Consider the following 14540-nt stretch of genomic DNA (forward strand, 5'->3'; position numbering starts at 1 on the left):
ATCCTCCGCGCCTGCTGCGGAAACCAACTCCAGAACGACACAATGCCCGAATCGGCCTTCCATATCGAGCCTAACCCCACTGCTTCTTGCCGCGTCATCATCAGCGGCGGGGGCACGGGCGGGCACATCTTCCCGGCCGTGGCCATTGCCAACGAGCTGCAGCGCCGCCGCCCCGACGCCGACATCCTGTTCGTGGGCGCCAACGGCCGCATGGAAATGACCCGGGTGCCCGAGGCCGGCTACCGCATCGTGGGGCTGAACATCAGCGGCCTGCAGCGCCGCCTCACGCCCGAAAACCTGCTGTTCCCGCTGAAAGTGTTCCAGTCGGTGCGCAAGGCCGGCAAGCTGGTCGAGTCGTTCCGCCCCGACGCGGTGGTGGGCGTGGGCGGCTACGCCTCGGCCCCGGTGCTGCTGGCCGCCACTTCCCGCGCCGTGCCCGCCCTCATTCAGGAGCAAAATTCTTACGCCGGCCTCGTCAACAAGCTGCTGGCCCGCCGCGTCGACAAAATCTGCGTGGCCTACGAGGGCATGGAGCAGTTTTTCCCCGCCGACCGCCTCGTGCTGACCGGCAACCCCGTGCGCAGCGAAATTGCCGGCGGCGACCGGGCCGAAGCCCTGAAGTTCTTCGGCCTCGACCCCAACAAGCCCGTCTTGCTTGTCATCGGCGGCAGCCTCGGCGCCCGCACCCTGAACCAAGCCACGGCTGCTGCCTTGCCGCGCCTGCAACAGGCCGGCGTGCAGCTGCTCTGGCAAACGGGTAAGCTCTACTTCCCCACCGCCGAGCAGCAGGCCGCCGACTACCAAGGCGCCAACCTGCACGCGCTGGAGTTCATCAAGCGCATGGACCTGGCCTACGCCGCCGCCGACGTGGTCATCAGCCGCGCCGGGGCCCTGTCGGTATCGGAGCTGTGCCTGACGGCCAAGCCCTGCGTGCTGGTGCCCTCGCCCAACGTGGCCGAAGACCACCAGACCAAAAACGCCCGCGCCCTCTCCACGCGCAATGCGGCCTTGCTCGTCACCGACGCCGAAGCTGCCGACAAGCTCTACGACGTGGCCTTGGATTTGCTGAGCGACCCGACCCGGCAGGCCGAGCTGCGCCGCAACATCCAGCCCTTGGCCCGCCCCGCCGCGACGATTACCATCGTCGACGAGCTGGAAGCCCTCATTGACCGCCAACGCGCCAAGCAAGCCCGCTGATGAACCCCGTCGCCCAGTTTCCCTACGTCTACTTCCTCGGCATCGGCGGCATCGGCATGTCGGCCCTGGCGCGCTGGTTCCGCGCTAACGGCCACCACGTGTGGGGCTACGACAAGACGCGCACCCCGCTCACCGAGGCGCTGAGCCAGGAAGGCATCTTGATTCACTACGACGACGCCCCCGAGCACCTGCCGGCCGAAGTGCGCGACAACAAGGACCAAACCCTGGTGGTGCTCACGCCTGCCATTCCCAAGGACCACCAGGAGTGGGCCTGGCTGCGGGAAAACGGCTACGACATTCGCAAGCGCAGCCAGGTGCTGGGCCTGCTCACCGCCGGCCGCCGCACCGTGGCCGTAGCCGGCACCCACGGTAAGACGACGACCAGCAGCATGGTGGCGCACCTGCTGCACCACGCCGGCCTGCCCGCCGGAGCTTTCCTGGGCGGTATTTCGGTGAATCTGGGCTCCAACCTGCTGCTGCCCCCGTCGGCCGAGCAACTGGCAACTGACAACCCGGGACTGACCACCGCCGAAGTGCCCATTGTCGTCGAAGCCGATGAGTACGACCGCAGCTTTCTGACCCTGCACCCGGACGTGGCCATCGTCACCAGCACCGACGCCGACCACCTCGACATCTACGGCGACAAGGACGCGCTGGTGCAGTCGTTCCGCGACTTTGCCCGCCAGATCAAGCCCGGCGGCACGCTGCTGCTCAACCACACCGCGGACGCCAGCGTGGCCGCCGCCGTGCCGCCCGGCGTGCGGGTGCTGCGCTACGGCCTCAGCACCGAGCAGGGCCCCGATCTGCACACCGCCGACGTGCACGCCCACGGCCACACCTTCCGCTTCGAGCTGGTGGCGCCGGGCCTGGAAAATGCCCACGTGCCCGGCCTGGAGCTGCCCGTGCCCGGCTTCCACAACGTGGAAAACATGCTGGCCGCCGCCGCCGCCGCTCATCTCGTAGGGTTGAGTTGGGAGAAGCTGCCCGAGGCCGTAGCCGCTTACCGTGGCGTCAACCGCCGCTTCGAGTTCGTGGTGACGCAAGGGGAGAAGCGGGCCTACCTCGACGACTACGCCCACCACCCGCGCGAAATCGAGGCGTTTCTGCGCTCCGTGCGGGCCCTGTACCCCGGCAAGAAGCTGCGCGTCATCTTCCAGCCTCACCTCTTCAGCCGCACCCGCGACTTTGCCGAGGGCTTCGCCCAGAGCCTAAGCCTGGCCGACGAGGTTATCCTGCTGCCTATCTACCCGGCGCGCGAGCTGCCGATGGAGGGCGTCACCTCCGAAATCATCTTCGACAAGCTCACCAGCCCGCGCAAGGCCCTGCTCTCGAAAGAGCAGGCCATCCAGGCCGAACGCTACGCCGACGACGAGTTTGAGGTCATTGCCACCGTGGGCGCCGGCGACATCGACCAGCTGGTGCCGGAATTGAAAAAAATCTTGCGGAATAAGTGGTATGGCGCTGAAGCGTAAGGCAAAAAATGTACTTTTCGGTATTGGCTGTCTGCTGTTGCTGACGGCCCTGTCGGTCTTTGCCTCCGTGCGGCAGGCCTCGCGGCCGGTGGGCGCAGTCATCGTCACGATCAGCAACGAATTCAACAACTTTTTCATCAGCGAACAGCAAGTGACGGCCCTGCTCACGCGCGACGGGAACCAGCAGCTGCGCGGCGCCGCCCCGCAGGACCTGGACCTGCGCGCCCTCGAAGGCCGCCTCAAAACGCACCCGTTCGTGAAAGACGCGCAGGTGTACCGCGACCTGGGCGGCAACCTGCACGCCGATGTGCGCCAGAACCGCCCCATTGCCCGCCTCGTGCACCCCGACGCCGCCCAGGACCGCTACCTCGACGCCGACGGGCAGCCCCTGCCACTGTCGGCATTGTACTCGGCGCGGGTGGTGCCCATTGCCCGAGTTGGAGGAACGCCGTTAAATGCTCAATTTTTCCAAGATTCTGCCGGAACGCGGTATCTTGAATTCCTGCGCTACGTAGACGAACACGCTTTCTGGCGGGCTCAGGTCGCCGAAGTATTTTTGTCCCCGAATGGGAAAATAATTTTCACTCAGCAGGTAGGTGACCAGCGAGTGGAGTTTGGATATCCGGAGAATATTCCGGAAAAATTTGCCAAACTAATGGTATTTTACCGCCAGATTCCCCCAGCTTTAGGATGGGACACCTATCACCGCGTCAATGTGGAATTCCAAAACCAAATAATTTGCGAATAGCGCCAGCGTTTAAATGCGCTGGATTTCTGCGTTTTCTGCCCTGGTCGCCCTCCCGAACACCTCTCCACTGCCCTGACTCACCCCATGCAACAAGATAAAATCGTCGTCGGCCTCGACATCGGCACCACCAAAATCTGCGCCTTGGTGGGCCGCAAAAATGAATTCGGCAAGCTCGAAATTCTGGGCATGGGCAAAGCCGTGTCGGAAGGCGTGGTGCGCGGCATCGTGTCGAATATCGACAAGACCGTGGACGCCATTAAGCGCGCCATCCGCCAGGCCGAAGAGCAGTCGGGAATTAATATCGGCATTGTCAATGTGGGAATTGCCGGGCAGCACATCAAGTCGCTGCAGCACAACGGCTCGATTACCCGCGCTTCGGCCGATTCGGAAATTACCCAGGAAGACGTGATGCGCCTCACCAACGACATGTATCGGTTGGTGACGCCGCCCGGCTCGGAAATCATCCACGTAATGCCCCAGGACTACAAGGTGGATTACGAGGAGGGTATCATGGACCCGGTGGGCATGTCGGGCGTGCGCCTGGAGGGCAACTTCCACATCATTACGGCTCAAAGCACGGCCATCAACAACATCAACAAGTGCGTCACCAAGGCCGGGCTCGAAATCGACAACCTGATCCTGGAGCCGCTGGCGTCCAGCATGTCGGTGCTGTCGGACGAGGAGAAGGAAGCCGGCGTGGTGCTGATTGACATTGGCGGCGGTACTACTGACCTGGCCATTTTCAAGGACGGCATCATTCGCCACGCGGCGGTACTGCCCTTCGGCGGCAACATCATCACCTCGGACATCAAGCAGGGCTGCATGGTGATGCAGAACCAGGCCGAGCAGCTGAAGGTGAAGTTCGGCAAGGCCATTGCCGAGGAAGCATCCGAGTACGAAATCGTGAGCATCCCCGGCCTGCGCGACCGGGCACCCAAGGAAATCAGCCTCAAGAACCTGGCCTACATCATCGAGGCCCGCATGGAGGAAATCCTGGAGCTGGTGTACGCCGAAATTCAGCGCACCGGCTTGGAGAAAAGCCTCGCCGCCGGCATCGTGCTGACGGGTGGTGGCTCGCAGCTGCAGAATCTGGTGCAGCTCACCGAGTACATCACCGGCATGGATACCCGCATCGGCTACCCCAACGAGCACCTGGGCAAGTCGCGCATCGAGGCCGTCAAGTCGCCGATGTACGCCACCACGGTGGGCCTGGTGCTGTCGGGCTACCGCTCCTTGGATGACCGCGGCGGCCGCCAGCAGTACGACGAATACACCATGACCCGGCCCCACGAGGCGCCGGCCCGGCAGAACACCCAGCCAGTGCAGCCGCAGGGCCAGCAGGCCAAATCGGAGCAGCCGAAGCAGCCCGAGCAACCCAAGCAGCCGAGCAAGGCCGCCGGTTTCTTCCGCGACATTCTGAGCCGTACGAAAGGCCTGCTCATCGACGATTTCGACGATAAACAGTACTAAATGGCTACATTGTCAGATGGTTAAATGGTTGGACGTTCAAGCACCGCAAATCGGCTCCCGAACTCCCAGCCATTTAACCATTTGGTACGTCAAGCCCCCGGCCATTTTCCCCGCCATCTGACTCCCCCGCCATATGGATTTTAAATTTGATATTACCCCCCAGGGCAAGTCCATCATCAAGGTGATTGGCGTGGGCGGCGGCGGCTCCAACGCCGTCAACCACATGTTCTCCCAGGGCATAAAGGACGTGGAATTCGTCATCTGCAACACCGACAAACAGGCTTTGCAGAGCTCTTCGGTGCCCAATAGACTGCAAATCGGCGTCGACCTGACCGAAGGCCTCGGCGCAGGCGCCAACCCCGAGCGCGGCAAGCAGGCCGCCATCGAAAGCCGGGAGCAAATCCGCGAGCTGCTCAGCAACGGGACCAAAATGGTGTTCATCACCGCCGGTATGGGCGGTGGCACGGGTACCGGCGCGGCCCCGGTTATTGCCAAAGTAGCCAAGGAGCTGGGCATCCTGACGGTCGGCATCGTGACGGCGCCCTTCATGTTCGAGGGGCGCAAGAAGCGGCAGCAGGCCGAAATGGGCATCCGCGACCTGAGCGAGAACTGCGACACGGTGCTCGTCATCCTCAACGACAAGCTGCGCGAGATGTACGGCAACCTGCCCATCCGCTCGGCCTTCGCCAAGGCCGATAACGTGCTGAGCACCGCCGCCAAGTCCATTGCCGAAATCATCACCGTGACGGCCGACGTGAACGTGGACTTTGAAGACGTGAAAACCGTCATGAAGGACTCGGGTGCGGCCGTGATGGGTTCGAGCATCACCGAGGGCGAAAACCGCGCCCGGCGCTCGGCCGAGGAGGCCCTGGCTTCGCCGCTGCTCAACAACACCGATATCCACGGCGCGCAGAAGATTCTGCTCAGCATCATGTCGGGCGACCAGGCCGAGCTGGAAATGGACGAGCTGACGGAAATTACGGAGTACATCCAGGCCAAAGCCGGCCAGGACGCCGAGGTGATTTTCGGCCACGGCATCGACTCCACGCTGGGCCAGAGCATCCGCGTGACGGTTATTGCCACCGGCTTTGCCCGCGACACGCACAGCATCTCCATCATGGGCGGCTTCAGCGACCTGCAGCCGGCCAAGACGGAGACCGTGCCGGTAACGGCTGATCCGCAGATCAACCTGTTCGACAAGGACCGGCACGAGCCCGTAGCGGCCCGGCCTACGCCCAGCCCCGTGGTGGTGGCGCCCGCCGCTCCGGTAGCCGCCCCCGTGGCCAGCGCCGAGTATCCGCCCGTAACGCCGTCGGCCCAGCCGGAGCAGCCGCAGGCCCGCTTCGACCTGGATCAGTCGCCGTCGCCCTTCGTGCCGCCGGTGGTGTACCCCACGCCGTCGGCACCGGAGCCGCTGCAGGCCGTGCAACAGCAACCGACGGCGGCCCCTGAGGCGCCGCAGGCCGCGCCGGCTTCGCGGCCTTCGCTGGACGCGCGCGCCGAGGAGCGCCGCCGCCGGCTGATGGAGCTGAGCAACGGCATTTCCAACGACGCGATGAAGGAGCAGCTGGAAGTGCCGGCCTACCTGCGTCGGCAGGTGAAGCTGGAGCAGGTGCAACCCTCCTCGGAGCGCAACATCTCGCGCTTCAACCTTTCGGACGACAACGAGCTGCTCGGCGACAACCGCTTCCTGCACGACAACGTGGACTAAGCGGCTCTGCCGGACCATAAACAGAAGGCCCCGCTCAGTTGCTGAGCGGGGCCTTCTGTTTATGGTCCGGCAGAGCCGACTACGGATTGGGGTCGGAAAAGCGCGGGTCGGTGATAAACGTGGAATCGGTCAGGGTGTGCAGGAACGCAATGATTTTCTGCTTTTCCAGCGGCGTGAGCAGGATACGGCCGGAGGGGTCGTTCGGGCTGTTCAAGAGCTGCGGATCAACGTTGGGGCTGGCCTGCACATGTTCGCTGTAATGGTCGAGAACCTCTTCCAGCGTCCGGAGCCGGCCGTCGTGCATGTAGGGCGCGGTCAGGGCCACGTTGCGCAGCGAGGGCGCCTTGAACATGCCCCGGTCGAAGGCAACGCCGGTGATGCCGCCGCGCCCCGGGTCAGTGAAAGGCGGCAGGCCGAGGCCGTTGTTGAAAAATGTGTGCTTGGGACCCACAAAGAGCTCGGTGTCGTGGCAATGCACGCACTCGGCGCCGCGCACGAAGGAGGTGGCGTGCCCCAGCAGCTGCTTACCCTGCCGCTCGGTGGACGAGAGGCTGCGCTCGAAGCGCAAGGCCTTGTCGTAGCGCGAGTTGGACGACACCAGGGTGCGCTGAAACTGCGCCAGGGCCTTGAGCACATTTTCCTCGGTGATTTTGGCGGAGCCGAAAGCCCGACCGAACAGCTTGGGGTAGTTGCCGGTCTGCTGCAGCTTGGCGACGCCGGCCGCCAGCGGCTGGTTCATCTCCAGCGGGTTTTCCAGCGGCACCCGGGCCTGCTGCTCCAGCTGCGTATGCGAGCCGTCCCAGGTGAAGTCCTGCGCCCAGGCCAAGTTCATCAGCGCCATGCTGCCGCGCGCGTGCTGCCGGCCGCCCACGCCCAGGGCCCGCGCCCGGCCGTCGGTGAAGGCCTTGCTCTGCTGGTGGCAGGAGCCGCAGGAGAGGGTGCCGTCGCTGGAAAGCTTCTTTTCGTAGAACAGCATCCGGCCCAGCGCCACGCCTTCCTCGGTCAGCGGATTGTCGGCGGGCATGGATGCCATGGCCGGAAAGCCCTGAGGATTGGCCAGCGTCAGGGGCGTAGGCGCCGGAAAGGCGTCCTCCACGTCTTTGTCGGGCTTGCAGGCGGCTACCAGCAGGGCACCCGCAGCGGCCAGCGGAATCAGGCGACGAAGCGTAACAGTGTGCAGCACAGAAGAACTGGATCAGGTGTGATGGAAAGGTAACTACCGGCTGGCAAGACCGGTTCAGCGCGGCGGCGCTAATTGCGGATTGTGCAGAAATGAGTCGTCGGTGAGTGTCTGCAGAAAGGCCAGTAGGTCGGTGCGCTGGCGGGCGTCGAGGGCCAGGCCGAGGTGGCCGTCGGGGCGGCGCAGCAGCGGGTCGAGCGTGGCGGAAGCGACGACGCCGTGGTCGTAGTGGTCGAGCACCTCGGCCAGCGTCTGGAGGCGGCCGTCGTGCATGTAGGGCGCGGTCAGGGCCACGTTGCGCAGCGAAGGTACTTTGAAGAGGCCCCGCTCGGCCGCCCGCCCGGTGATGTGCGCCCGGCCCGAATCCTGCGGAAAACGGCCGTCGAGGCCGTTGTTGCGGTAGGTTTCGTCGGTGAAGAGGTCGGTGGCGTGGCAGCTAGCGCACTGGGCGCGGAAGGTGGTGAGGCCGCGCAGCTCGGCCGACGAGAGCGTGCCGCCGGCTTCGTGGCGTACGTAGTGGTCGTAGCGGCTGTCGGCGGAAGTGAGGGCGGCCGTAAACTGGGCCAGCGTGCGCAGCAGCTGGTAGGAGGTGATGGGGCCGGGTCCGTAGAGGCGGGCAAAGCGGGCCGGGTAGCTAGGGTGACGGTTGAGCTTGGCCAGGACGTGCGGCAGCGTTTCGCCCATTTCCTGCGCGTTGGAGAGCGGGGCCAGCGGCAGCACTTCGATGTGCGACACGGCGCCGTCCCACATCAGGGTGCGGCGCCAGCGCAGGTTTTGCAGGGGCGGCGCGTTGCGGGCCCCGAGGCGGCCCTGCACGCCCACGCTCAACCGGCGGCCGGCATCGGCAAAGGCGTCGGCCTGGCGGTGGCAGGTGCCGCAGGAAACGGTGCTGTCGCGCGAGAGCAGCGGGTCGTAGAACAGGCTGCGGCCCAGCTCGAAGCTGGCGCGGTCGGGCGGGTTTTGCTCGGGGCCGTAAGCCGGCGGGGGGAAATTAGCGGGAACGACGCTGCCGGGCACCGCCTCGGGCGAGGTCAGCACATCGGCATCGGGGTGGCACCCTGCCATGAGCAGCCCCGCCAGCACGGCGGCCAGCGGGGCTGTCCAAGCACGTTTCATGAGTAGAAAGGCTCAGTCGCCGTTGTGCACATGGTCGATGCGGAACATGCCAGCCGCGTAGTTGATGGCCAGCTTCACCGCGCTGGAGTCGGCGCCGTGGCCGGTGGTAATCATCTGAGCCAGCCTGACCGGGTAGCGGCCGGCAAACAGGCGCTGCACATCCGCCTTCAGGTGCAACTCCGGGGTTTTGGTGGTGCTGACCTGCAGGGCCGTCACGCCCGCCGGCAACGGCAAGGCCACGGTGCGCAGGCTGTTGTAGGGGTCTTTGAAGCCGCCGACGTGGTAGGTGAACACGCCGGTGCGGGACTGGGTCGAAGTGCCTTCGAGCTTGAGGAAAATGTAGCCCGAGTTCCAGTCCCAATACATATCGTTGTCCTGAGCCAGGGCACCGGTTTGGGCGCCCGCCGTGTTGCGGGCGGCATCCACGCCGATGGTGAACGTGAGGCCGGTGTAGTCGCCGGGCGGAATATCCGCAATGGTAAAGTTGCGGGAGCCGGCGTCGGACTGCTTGATGAGGTGGTAGCTTTCCGGCTCAGCCCACACCGAACCGTCGGCCTTGGTCAGCTTGAAATTGCTAAGGATGTAGCTGAATTTGGTAACGCTGAACGGGTCGCCGGCCAGCGTGGCGTAGGGAGTACCAAAGGCCAGGGACTGCGCGCCCACCACGTTTTCAAGCTCGAAATTGAGCTTGCCGGTGGTGACGGTAGCCGGCTGGTCGTCGTCGTCGCAGGCGGTGAGGCTGATGGCGCCGAGAAGCAGGGTGGCAAGAGCTGCCGGAAGGGTACGAAAAAGCATGAACAGTAACGCTGGATGGTGGGGAAGGGACGCCGCGGCGCCGACACAAACGGAGCAATCAGCTTCGGCCCACCGGCGGCCGGAATACGTCCCGGTTCACTTCCATCCCAGTGCGCGGGCTGCGCAGAGGCCGAAACGCCGGCCGCGCCGTCGCGGTGGGGCGGGCCGGCGGCTGGAAGCCGAAGCGCGCCAGCGGCAGGGCTTCAAACTTAAGCTTGGCCGCGCCTTGCGGCGCTTTTTTCTCCGCGTCGTCCGTTCGGGCCAGTTGCTTGCGCAGGTGGCAGCGGCCGTTGCAGCGCAGCTGCGGCCGGGCTTTGTTCACGCAAAACTGCTCCGTGATGCGCTGCCAGCGCAGGGCGTAATCCAATACCAGCACCTCCCGGCTGAACGACTGCAGCAGGATGAGCAGGGAAAGGAACACGACTAGGCACTGGTGCATGCGGGCAGAAGAAGCAGTGGCAGTCCTAAAGATAAGATGAAGGCCGGGTTGTCATCCGATGATTCACTTCCGGCGCCGCGGGTTGTAAGACCGCTCCGCTAGAACCGCAATAATTGTTCCGCTTGTTCCCGCAACAGCTGCTCGAACAGCGGATTGTGCAGCTCGCCGGTGGTCGTGAGGCTGGCTTCGATGTTGGGCAGGCGCACGCGCAGCGGCAGCACGGCCGTGCCCAGGTACATCAGCACGTCGGTGAGGTGGCTCAGGGCCAGCAGCCCGCCCTGGGTGCCCGAGGAAAGACCCACCAGCGCGGCTTTCTTGTTGCGGATGCCGCCGGGGTAGGGCAGCCCGTCGATAAAAGCCTTGAGCACGCCGGGGTAAGAGCAGTTGTACTCGGGCACCACAAACACCAGCTTGTCGGCGGTGCTGGCCATGTCCACCAGCTCATTGAATTCCGGATGGCTGCCCACGTTGTGGTAGAGTGCCGTGGCCGTGAAGTCGGCAGGCAGGGCGGCCAGGTCCAAAATCTGCACCGCGGCTCCGAATTCGCGCAGCTGGGCGGCGTACAGCTCGCTGATGCGCCGGGCGCGCGACTGGGGCCGGTTGGTACCGGCAACGATAGTTATCATCAGGTCAGTTAAAAATTAGGAATTAAAAATCAAGAAGTGGACTGAGTGGGAAAGCGGCCGAGCTTCTTAACTCCTAATTCGGCAATCAGGGCCAACAAAAAAGCGAACCAGCAGGCTGGTTCGCTTTTCTGCGTTGACAACTACGAAGCCTTAGGCAAGGTTATTCGAGGTAGCCTTAGCGGCCAGGAATTCGCGGTTCAGGATGGCAATGTTTTCCAGCGAAATGCCCACCGGGCACTCGGCGGCGCAGGAGCCAATGTTGGTGCAGGCGCCGAAGCCCTCCTTGTCCATCTGCGCAATCATGTTTTCCACGCGGGTTTTGCGCTCCACCTGGCCCTGGGGCAGCAGCGCCAGCTGCGACACCTTGGCCGAGACGAACAGCATGGCCGACGCGTTTTTGCAGGCCGCCACGCAGGCACCGCAGCCGATGCAGGTAGCTGCATCAAACGCCTGGTCGGCAATGGACTTCGGAATCGGAATTTCGTTGGCATCGGGCACGCCGCCGGTGTTGACCGACACGTAGCCGCCCGCTTGGATGATGCGGTCAAACGCCGAGCGGTCCACCGACAGATCCTTGTTCACCGGGAAAGCCTCGGCGCGCCAGGGCTCGATGGTGATGGTGTCGCCGTCGGAGAACTTGCGCATGTGCAGCTGGCAGGTGGTCGTGCCCGGCTCGGGGCCGTGGGCGCGGCCGTTGATGAACAGGTTGCACGAGCCGCAGATGCCTTCGCGGCAGTCGTGGTCGAAAGCCACTGGCTCCTGGCCCTGGCGCAGCAGGTCCTCGTTCAGCACGTCCAGCATTTCCAGAAACGACATGTCCGGGGAAATGTCGCGCACCTGGTAATCCACGATGTTGCCTTGGGCGTCGCGGTTTTTCTGCCGCCACACCTTCAGCGTGAGGTTCATGGGTTTGGCGTTGGGGTTACTTCCAGCCATGGTTTTTTATGAATTAAAAATCAAAAAATGAAAAATTAAAAGGCTGATGCTTAGATCAGTGCCTGATAATTCTCAATTTTTAATTCTTCATTTTTAATTGATTTTACTTGTAGCTGCGCTGGGTGAGCTTCACGTTTTCGAACACGAGGTTCTCCTTGTGCAGCACTTCGGGCTGGTTGTCACCGCGCCACTCCCAGGCGGCCACGTAGGCGTAGTTCTCGTCGTCGCGCAGGGCCTCGCCTTCCGGCGTCTGGTATTCCTCGCGGAAGTGGCCGCCGCAACTTTCGTTGCGGTTGTAGGCGTCGTCGACCATCAGCTCGCCCAGCTCGATGAAGTCGGCCACGCGGGCGGCTTTCTCGAGGGTCTGGTTCAGCTCTTCGTTTACGCCCACCACTTTCAGGTCGCTCCAGAACTCGCGGCGCAGCTGCTGAATTTCGGCTTTGGCTTGCTTCAGGCCTTCGGCGGTGCGGGCCATGCCGCATTTCTCCCACATGATGTGGCCCAGGGCCTTGTGGAAGTCGTCCGGGGTGCGCGTGCCGTTGATGCTCATCAGCTTCTGAATCTGCGTGCGCACGTTGGCTTCGGCTTCCTTGAAGGCCGGGTGCTCGGTGGTCACCGGCTTGGGCGGCGTCTGGGCCAGGTAATCCCCGATGGTGTAGGGAATCACGAAGTAGCCGTCGGCCAGGCCCTGCATCAGGGCCGAAGCGCCGAGGCGGTTGGCGCCGTGGTCGGAGAAGTTGCACTCCCCGGTGGCGTAGAGGCCGGGCACGGTGGTTTGCAGGTTGTAATCCACCCACAGGCCGCCCATGGTGTAGTGCACGGCCGGGTAAATGCGCATGGGCTGCTTGTACGGGTCCTCGTCGGTGATTTTCTCGTACATGGCGAAGAGGTTGCCGTACTTCTGGCTTACGCCCTCAGCGCCGATGCGCTTGATGATTTCGCTGAAATCGAGGTACACGGCCAGTCCCGAGGAGCCCACGCCGCGGCCTTCGTCGCACATCATCTTGGCGTTGCGCGAGGCCACGTCGCGCGGCACCAGGTTACCGAAGGCGGGGTATTTGCGCTCCAGGAAGTAGTCCCGGTCCTCTTCGGCAATCTGGCTGACGTGGATTTCGCCGCGGCGCAGGCGCTCGGCCATTTCCACCGTCTTGGGCACCCACACGCGCCCGTCGTTGCGCAACGACTCCGACATCAGCGTCAGCTTCGACTGGTAGTCGCCCGACACGGGAATGCAGGTGGGGTGAATCTGGGTGAAGCAGGGGTTGGCAAACAGGGCGCCCTTCTTGTGGGCGCGCCAGGCGGCCGTGGCGTTGGAGTACTTGGCGTTGGTGCTCAGGTAGAACACGTTGCCGTAGCCGCCGGTGGCCAGCACCACCGCGTGAGCCGCGTGCTGCTGGATTTCGCCCGTGATGAGGTTACGCGTGATGATGCCGCGAGCCTGCCCGTCGACAATCACCAGGTCCAGCATCTCGGTGCGGTTGTACATCTTCACCTTGCCGTAGGCAATCTGGCGCGAGAGGGCCGAGTAGGCGCCGAGCAGCAGCTGCTGGCCCGTCTGGCCGCGGGCGTAGAACGTGCGGCTCACCTGGGCGCCGCCGAACGAGCGGTTGGCCAGCAGGCCGCCGTACTCGCGGGCGAAGGGCACGCCCTGGGCCACGCACTGGTCGATGATGTTCACCGATACCTGCGCGAGGCGGTACACGTTGGCTTCGCGGGCGCGGTAGTCGCCGCCCTTGATGGTGTCGTAGAACAGGCGGTGCACCGAGTCACCGTCGTTCTGGTAGTTCTTGGCGGCGTTGATGCCACCCTGCGCGGCGATGGAGTGCGCGCGACGGGGCGAGTCGTGGAAGGAAAAGGCCTTCACGTTGTAGCCCAGCTCGGCCAGCGAGGCGGCGGCGGAAGCGCCGGCCAGGCCGGTGCCCACCACGATAACGTCGTACTTCCGCTTGTTGGCGGGGTTGACGAGCTTAACGTTGAACTTATGCTTGTCCCATTTCTCGGCCAGGGGGCCTTCGGGAATTTTCGCGTCCAGGTTCATAGTAAAGGCAAACCGGGTGGGTTACTGAAGGAAGAAGAAGTACAGCGGCATGGCGGCAAAGCCCGCGCATACCAGCACCGAGAAGGCGTAGCCCAGGTAGGTGACGAAGGGCGTGTACTTGCGGTGGGTGAGGCCCAGCGACTGGAAGGCACTCTTGAAGCCGTGGATCAGGTGGTAGCACAGGGCTACCTGCGCCAGCACGTACAGCAGCACGTACCACCACTGGTGGAACGAGCTGACCACCAGCGTGTACAGGTCGTCGTTGTTGTTGATGTCCGGGTCCAGGTCGCCGAAACGGGCGCGGTAGAAGAAGTTGTAGAGGTGGACCAGCAGGAACACCAGGATAATGGTGCCGAGCAGGCCCATGTTGCGCGACTGCCAGGGCGAGTTCTGCTCGATGTGATTGGCTACGTAGCCCTGGCTGCCCCGGGCCTTGCGGTTCTTGCCGGTCAGGACAAACGCCTCGTAGATGTGAAACCCAAACCCGAACAGCAGCCCGAATTCCAGGGTGCGGATGATGGGGTTGGTCCCCATGAAATGGGAATAGATATTAAAAGCGGCGCCGCCGTCGTTCTTAAACAACTGGAGGTTGCCGACTAAGTGAACCACCAGGAACGAGCACAGGAACAGGCCCGTGACGGCCATGATGATTTTGCGGCCAATGCTGCTGGTAAGCGCGTTGCTAAGCCAACTCATAGGTGAACGGAAGGGTGAGAAAAAGGTCGGTTGAACCGGTCAAAGGTACACCCCGACCCGCAACGAAACAATTCGCTTCGCATTCCCTGCCAAATGGCTGCCGGGCAGGTGAACCA

General features: G+C 63.7%; 13 protein-coding genes. 5 read left to right on the forward strand and 8 right to left on the reverse strand.

Features of this window, described 5'->3' with window-relative positions; genetic code table 11:
* Positions 1 to 42 precede the first annotated feature (42 nt).
* The 5 genes from murG to ftsZ all read left to right on the forward strand — a co-directional run bounded on the left by murG (position 43) and on the right by ftsZ (position 6598).
* Complete coding sequence (gene murG, locus DLM85_RS15505) at positions 43 to 1197, forward strand: undecaprenyldiphospho-muramoylpentapeptide beta-N-acetylglucosaminyltransferase (protein WP_111479012.1); 1155 nt, start codon at positions 43 to 45, stop codon at positions 1195 to 1197.
* Entirely contained in the window at positions 1197 to 2669 is a 1473-nt protein-coding gene (murC, locus tag DLM85_RS15510) for a UDP-N-acetylmuramate--L-alanine ligase (protein WP_111479013.1), read from the forward strand. Before murG ends, murC begins: the two co-directional genes overlap by 1 nt.
* Complete coding sequence (locus DLM85_RS15515; protein WP_243635974.1) at positions 2653 to 3417, forward strand: cell division protein FtsQ/DivIB; 765 nt, start codon at positions 2653 to 2655, stop codon at positions 3415 to 3417. Before murC ends, DLM85_RS15515 begins: the two co-directional genes overlap by 17 nt.
* Positions 3418 to 3501: 84 nt before the next feature.
* Positions 3502 to 4887: a cell division protein FtsA gene (gene ftsA, locus DLM85_RS15520; RefSeq protein WP_111479014.1), complete on the forward strand. Its 1386-nt coding sequence runs from the start codon at positions 3502 to 3504 to the stop codon at positions 4885 to 4887.
* Positions 4888 to 5020: 133 nt separating this feature from the next.
* Positions 5021 to 6598, forward strand: a complete 1578-nt coding sequence (gene ftsZ / locus DLM85_RS15525) for a cell division protein FtsZ (protein WP_111479015.1) — start codon at positions 5021 to 5023, stop codon at positions 6596 to 6598.
* 79 nt (positions 6599 to 6677) lie between these two features.
* On the opposite strand, the gene DLM85_RS15530 is transcribed toward ftsZ, so the two are convergent.
* From DLM85_RS15530 to DLM85_RS15565, 8 genes are all read right to left on the reverse strand, one after another.
* Entirely contained in the window at positions 6678 to 7781 is a 1104-nt protein-coding gene (locus tag DLM85_RS15530; protein WP_243635976.1) for a cytochrome-c peroxidase, read from the reverse strand.
* A gap of 54 nt (positions 7782 to 7835) precedes the next feature.
* Complete coding sequence (locus DLM85_RS15535) at positions 7836 to 8894, reverse strand: cytochrome-c peroxidase (protein ID WP_111479016.1); 1059 nt, start codon at positions 8892 to 8894, stop codon at positions 7836 to 7838.
* Between the two features lie 12 nt (positions 8895 to 8906).
* Positions 8907 to 9689: an MbnP family protein gene (locus tag DLM85_RS15540; RefSeq protein ID WP_111479017.1), complete on the reverse strand. Its 783-nt coding sequence runs from the start codon at positions 9687 to 9689 to the stop codon at positions 8907 to 8909.
* Positions 9690 to 9747: 58 nt separating this feature from the next.
* Positions 9748 to 10128: a hypothetical protein gene (locus tag DLM85_RS15545; RefSeq protein WP_111479018.1), complete on the reverse strand. Its 381-nt coding sequence runs from the start codon at positions 10126 to 10128 to the stop codon at positions 9748 to 9750.
* 98 nt (positions 10129 to 10226) lie between these two features.
* Positions 10227 to 10754 carry an NADPH-dependent FMN reductase gene (locus tag DLM85_RS15550; RefSeq protein WP_111479019.1) on the reverse strand — a complete coding sequence of 176 codons (528 nt, stop codon included), beginning with the start codon at positions 10752 to 10754 and terminating at the stop codon, positions 10227 to 10229.
* 150 nt (positions 10755 to 10904) lie between these two features.
* Positions 10905 to 11660, reverse strand: coding sequence for a succinate dehydrogenase/fumarate reductase iron-sulfur subunit (locus tag DLM85_RS15555; protein ID WP_111479128.1), 756 nt, complete (start codon positions 11658 to 11660; stop codon positions 10905 to 10907).
* 133 nt (positions 11661 to 11793) lie between these two features.
* Positions 11794 to 13728, reverse strand: coding sequence for a fumarate reductase/succinate dehydrogenase flavoprotein subunit (locus DLM85_RS15560; protein WP_111479020.1), 1935 nt, complete (start codon positions 13726 to 13728; stop codon positions 11794 to 11796).
* Between the two features lie 21 nt (positions 13729 to 13749).
* On the reverse strand, positions 13750 to 14424 hold the full coding sequence (locus tag DLM85_RS15565; RefSeq protein WP_111479021.1) for a succinate dehydrogenase cytochrome b subunit: 675 nt from the start codon (positions 14422 to 14424) through the stop codon (positions 13750 to 13752).
* Between the last annotated feature and the right edge of the window lie 116 nt (positions 14425 to 14540).

Origin of the sequence: Hymenobacter edaphi (assembly GCF_003258365.1) — a bacterium.
Classification (GTDB): Bacteria; Bacteroidota; Bacteroidia; order Cytophagales; family Hymenobacteraceae; genus Solirubrum; species Solirubrum edaphi.